Origin of the sequence: uncultured Nostoc sp., from assembly GCF_964245445.1 — a bacterium.
Taxonomy (GTDB): domain Bacteria; phylum Cyanobacteriota; class Cyanobacteriia; order Cyanobacteriales; family Nostocaceae; genus Nostoc.
In genome coordinates this window covers 1-5306 of the sequence record NZ_CAXTNE010000403.1, presented here as the reverse complement: position 1 = coordinate 5306, position 5306 = coordinate 1, and the positions used below count along the sequence as shown (strand labels likewise).

4 protein-coding genes and 1 pseudogene are annotated in these 5306 nt (G+C 46.7%); 3 read left to right on the top strand and 2 right to left on the bottom strand.

The genetic code is table 11. The features are described 5' to 3' along the window. Both ACFE90_RS35985 and ACFE90_RS35980 read left to right on the top strand, forming a co-directional pair. A partial coding sequence (locus ACFE90_RS35985) for an ATP-binding cassette domain-containing protein (RefSeq protein WP_375507032.1) occupies positions 1-778 on the top strand: 778 nt, incomplete at its 5' end. Positions 779-780: 2 nt separating this feature from the next. After that, complete coding sequence (locus tag ACFE90_RS35980) at positions 781-3696, top strand: NHLP bacteriocin export ABC transporter permease/ATPase subunit (RefSeq protein ID WP_375507031.1); 2916 nt, start codon at positions 781-783, stop codon at positions 3694-3696. Between the two features lie 129 nt (positions 3697-3825). Here the strand turns inward: ACFE90_RS35980 and ACFE90_RS35975 are convergent, their stop codons facing one another. Beyond that, positions 3826-4002 (bottom strand): hypothetical protein, encoded by a 177-nt coding sequence (locus ACFE90_RS35975; protein ID WP_375507030.1) that lies wholly within the window; start codon positions 4000-4002, stop codon positions 3826-3828. Positions 4003-4209: 207 nt separating this feature from the next. Here ACFE90_RS35975 and ACFE90_RS35970 point away from each other — a divergent pair. Next, a pseudogene (locus ACFE90_RS35970) lies at positions 4210-4578 on the top strand (hypothetical protein); the annotation flags it as partial. A gap of 206 nt (positions 4579-4784) precedes the next feature. Here the strand turns inward: ACFE90_RS35970 and ACFE90_RS35965 are convergent. Further along, on the bottom strand, positions 4785-5225 hold the full coding sequence (locus ACFE90_RS35965) for an LLM class flavin-dependent oxidoreductase (RefSeq protein WP_375507033.1): 441 nt from the start codon (positions 5223-5225) through the stop codon (positions 4785-4787). Positions 5226-5306 lie beyond the last annotated feature (81 nt).

Genomic DNA, 5306 nt, shown 5'->3' with positions numbered 1-5306 from the left:
GAGCAGGGGAGCAGGGGGAGTAAATTCTTCCTCATCTCCTCTGCCTAGATTACAGGGGTACGTCGAACTAGAGAATGTCACATTTGGCTATAGCCGTTTAGATCCGCCTTTGATTGAAAACTTTAGCCTCTCGGTCAAGCCTGGAGGGCGAGTAGCTTTAGTAGGCGGGAGCGGCTCTGGCAAATCTACTATAGCCAAACTGGTAAGCGGACTCTACGAACCTTGGGAGGGAGAAATTTGTTTTGATGGTCAACCTAGAAAGCAGATTCCGCAATCTATATTAACTAACTCTGTCGCGTTGGTGGAGCAGGATATTTTGATGTTTGGTGGAACTGTCAGGGAAAATTTGACTTTATGGGATACCACAGTACCAGATAAAAATCTAGTGCGGGCTAGTAAGGATGCTGCCATTGATGATGTGATTTTCTCCATGTCTGGCGGATTTGATGCAGAGCTAATTGAAGGAGCGGCTAATTTAAGTGGAGGTCAACGACAGCGATTAGAAATAGCCCGCGCCTTAGTTAATAATCCTTCAATCCTGATTATGGATGAAGCTACTAGCGCTCTGGATTCGCAGACGGAAAAAATTATTGACCAGAATCTGCGGCGACGTGGGTGTACCTGCCTAATTGTTGCACACCGATTAAGCACGATTCGTGATTGTGATGAAATCATCGTCCTTGAACGTGGAAAGGTAGTGCAACGAGGTACTCACGAGGAATTGTGGCAAGTAGAGGGGGCGTACTCACGCTTAATTAGCAGTGAAGGGGGAGCTTAATTATGGTTATCAACCAAATTAGATGCAAAGACTTACAGGGGCAACTATACACTCTTAAAGGCAATGAACCAATACTGCTAGACGACCCGCAGACCATTTGGGTGGTGCAGTCTGGCTCTATAGCATTGTTTGCTGTCACAGTTAAAAATGACATCACGGAAGGAACTCGTCGTTATTTGTTCACTAGCAATCCCGAAGAGGCACTTTTCGGAACGGCTTTTGACTCTATTCATCAGCACCGCCAACTTTTAGCAGTGCCGATGGGAGAAACAGAATTGCTGAAGGTAGGCCGAGAATACTTTGAGGAGTTAGTTGCTGATGGGGATACCAGAATAGTTGCTTTGGTGGAGGGTTGGGTCGAGCAAATCAACATTATACTTTCCCATATCGCCACTCCAGCAATTCAAGTCCGGGTAGTGGGAGAAGCGCGATTTTCTCTAATTGATGGTCAAACTCTCCAGCCGGAACCCCAGGCGATCGCTTGGGTACAAGTTCAGCAAGGAAATGTCCAGTGGATGGGGCTTGAGGAACTGACTCTAGATCCGACATCGGGAATTTTTCCCCTTAGCGATGGTATGTGGTTAGAGGCTGTGGGGGAAGTTCAGCTTGCTACTCAAAGCACAAGCGCCATCCGCAACCTAGATATCCTGTTTGAGGGGCTGTCCCAGTTTCATACTCAACTGCTGGAATATATCAACTTGCTAGAACAGCAGGAAGCGCAAGAAGAATTGCAACGGCTGACTGAGCGGGAACGTCTCAATCGCCAGGTGACAGCAGAGGCTCTGGGCGAACTAGCATCTTCCTTGGGAACTCAACAAGCAACCTTTTTCCTGGAAGGCACGCCATTGTTAGTTGTTGCCGGTGCTGTGGGCAGGTCTTTGGGTGTGAAAATTCGTCCCCCTGCTAAGTCGGAGAACCTCAAGCGGGTGAAGGAGCCATTGGAGGCAATTGTCAGGGCTTCGCGGTTAAGGATGCGACAGATTTTGTTGCGGGATAACTGGTGGCAAAAGGACTGTGGCCCTTTGGTTGCCTATACCCAAGAGGATAACCGACCAGTGGCACTCCTGCCCGTTTCTGCCACTCGCTACGAAATCTTTGATCCAAGCCTTGGTACTCGTCTGACTGTAGATGCTCATGTTGCCTCGACACTAACGCCGATTGCTTATATGTTTTATCGGTCTTTGCCCGATAAAGTTCTCAACGCTAGCGATTTATTTCGGTTTGCGCTTAAGAATCGTGGCAGAGATATACTAATTGTTTTTTTGACTGGCATAGCCGCTACTCTGCTGGGGATGCTTACACCCCACGCCACTGCTATTTTAATTGATAACGCGATTCCAGATAGCGATCAAGGGCTATTACTACAAGTTGGTTTGGGGTTGCTGGTTGCAGCTTTTGGGATGGCACTGTTTCGACTGGCTCAGGGATTTGCCCTCCTACGGGTGGAAACAATTTCGGATGCCTCTACTCAAGCTGCTGTGTGGGATCGGCTGCTAAACTTGCCAGTATCTTTTTTCCGCCAGTACACTACAGGGGATCTTCAGTCCCGTGTGACCTCGATTAGTACAATCCGTCGCCTACTAAGTGGTACAACTTTAATCACTCTGATCACTGGACTGTTCTCATTATTAAACTTAGGACTTTTGTTTTACTACAGCTGGAAACTAGCTTTAGTTGCTGTGGTTGTAGCAATAGTTGTTATAGTTGTGACGGCTCTGTCGGGGATGCTCCTTGTCCGCAAAGTTCGTCCACTGTTGGAAATAAAGGGAAATCTCTTTGGGCAGACGGTGCAGCTAATCAATGGCATTTCTAAACTACGTGTTGCTGGGGCCCAGGAGCGTGGTTTCGCTTCTTGGAGTAAAAATTACAGTCGGCAAATAAAACTGGAACTCAGTACCCAGAACGTTGAAGACGGTGTGGCACTTTTCAATACAGTCATGCCCACGCTAACTTCTGGCGTTCTGTTTTGGTTTACTATCCAACAGCTTGAATCAGCGCAGACTACAGGTGCAATCGGACTGACAATTGGGACTTTCCTGGCTTTTAACAGTGCGTTTGGTACTTTTATTAAAGGTGCTACAGACGTAAGCAATACAGTTACCGGCGCTTTGCAAGTCATCCCCCAGTGGAAACGCGCACAGCCAATTTTAGAAACTATACCAGAAGTCGATCTCAATAAAGTCGATCCTGGTAAGCTCACGGGTAGAATTGCTGTGGCTCATGCCACGTTTCGCTACCAACATGACGGCCCTTTGACCTTGGAAGATATCAGTCTCCACGCAGAGCCAGGGGAGTTTATTGCGCTTGTAGGCGGTTCTGGAAGCGGTAAATCTACTATATTCAGATTGCTACTGGGGTTTGAGGCTCCTGAAGATGGCACTATCTATTACGATGGTCAAGATTTAGCTGGGTTGGATGTTGGGGCAGTGCGCCGACAGTTGGGTGTCGTCCTGCAAAATGGCCGGATTATGTCAGCTTCTATTTTCGACAATATTGCTAGCGGCGCTCAGATTACACTCGATGAAGCTTGGGAGGCAGCTCGTATGTCTGGGTTTGCTGACGATGTTGCAGCTATGCCTATGTCTATGCACACCGTGATTAGTGAAGGAGGCGGCAATCTCTCTGGAGGACAACGACAAAGGTTATTGATTGCTCGTGCTTTGGCATTAAAACCCCGCATTTTGTTATTCGATGAAGCCACCAGTGCGCTAGATAACAGAACCCAGGCAATTGTCAGTGAAAGCTTGGATAAGTTACAGGTTACTAGGATTGCGATCGCTCACCGACTTAGCACTATCCGCAATGCTCATCGCATTTATGTACTTCAGGCAGGTCGGGTTACACAACAAGGAACTTTTGAAGAATTAGCTGCTGTTGAAGGTCTATTTGCCCAGTTAATGGCTCGGCAAATGGCCTAGTTAGTTAAGATTTATGAATTTTGCAGACGGACGCAACAACAGCCGACAATTCACCCCATCCACTGCACCCAATCGGGCGCAGATGCCACCATCGGTAGAATGATTACTCCAGTCAGTGCAAATAGCTAATCACTCTCTTTCCCCCAAGTCCCGTTCCACAACAACAGCCGACGGTGAAACACACTCTTGCCCCTGGTCATCGGTAATCATTTCTCCCGGTGCTGCTAATATTGCTTCCAGCGCGACAATCTTTTTAATTAACCGCCCCTCATTATCTTGCTCAACCAGTTCCGGGGTTACGCTCATCCCGTAAGTATCCTGTATGCGGAACTTTTCACATTCCAAAACTTCTTCCGGTTTCAGATAATCCTGATGCTGTCTGCTGATGTAATACCAATTGAAAAAATGTTTGCGACAAATAAGGCATTCAGGATAAAGTCATAACCAGTTAGGGAACTGAGCGTTATTTTTTCGGCGAGCGATCGCGGCAGCCAATGCCCCTATCTCAAAGTCCTATTAGTTGATGAGCCAATTTCGTTTGCAACTCTTAAGCCTACCCACTGTATCGGCGAGGATGATTACAGAAACAAGTGTTTTGTCGATGCAAACTAGCTAGTCATCCGTTTTGCAGAAGAACAAGTCTCATCTCAGCCAGAACGCTGCGCTCGATTTATTGCTGGTGCGATCGCCCAACTAACGGGCAATGATACTTATCGCCAGAAGCTACTTCATGTAGAGAAAGTTACTCCTATACGTCAGTGGTCTGCACGTCAAGCTTCCAAATTCAAGAAGAGTGATTACCGCCAAGGCTATCTTGGTCAGAGAAAAAACTCTTGCGTTAACGGTAGCTATACCGGAGGTATCGCTGATTTGTCTAACTAAATTATGCAGTAGATAAGGTTTGCATAATATATACAAAGAGTGTGTACAGCAAATTACATTTAGCATAATACCCTAATTGTTAGTTTATCAAACATTAAGTATTGCAAGTTAATTTCTTATCCGGTTGGAACTGGTGTACTTGAAACCGAATGACAGAGGGAAAATAAATTCTTTCCTCCTGCCTCCTGCCTTTTTTCGGTCAACAACTAAGCAACTTTTTGCAAGTGTTGCACGCGAGGCATAACTTCTTGGGCAAAACGTGTCATCTCCCGAACAAAGGGATTAAATTGCAGCATGAAAGTGTCAATACCTGCATCAACGAAAGCTGCAACGCGAGTTGCAACTGTATCATAGCTGCCAACCAATCCTGCGGCTGTGCCACCATTGCCGCCAACAGCCGGGTTTTTAGCGAAGAGTTTGAACATGGCGGCTTCTGGGTCAACTCCTTTAGCAACACTTAACTTATATTGTTCTTCCAACTTTTGCAGTGCCATGAGTCGTTCTAGTTCTGCTTGCGCTTCTTCGTCTGTAGTCCTGGCAATGACAAAGGCTGACAGACCAAAGCGCACTGGTTGGGCTAGGAAACGTGGTCGGCCCAAAACTTGCTTAATTACTTTGCGGACATCTTCAATCGGCTGACCGTTGATGAAGTACTGTCCGTTCGCTCAATTTTGAGGGGTGAGAGATAATTATGTCTTGCACAGCTTGGAATGTAGCTGATAGAGAGA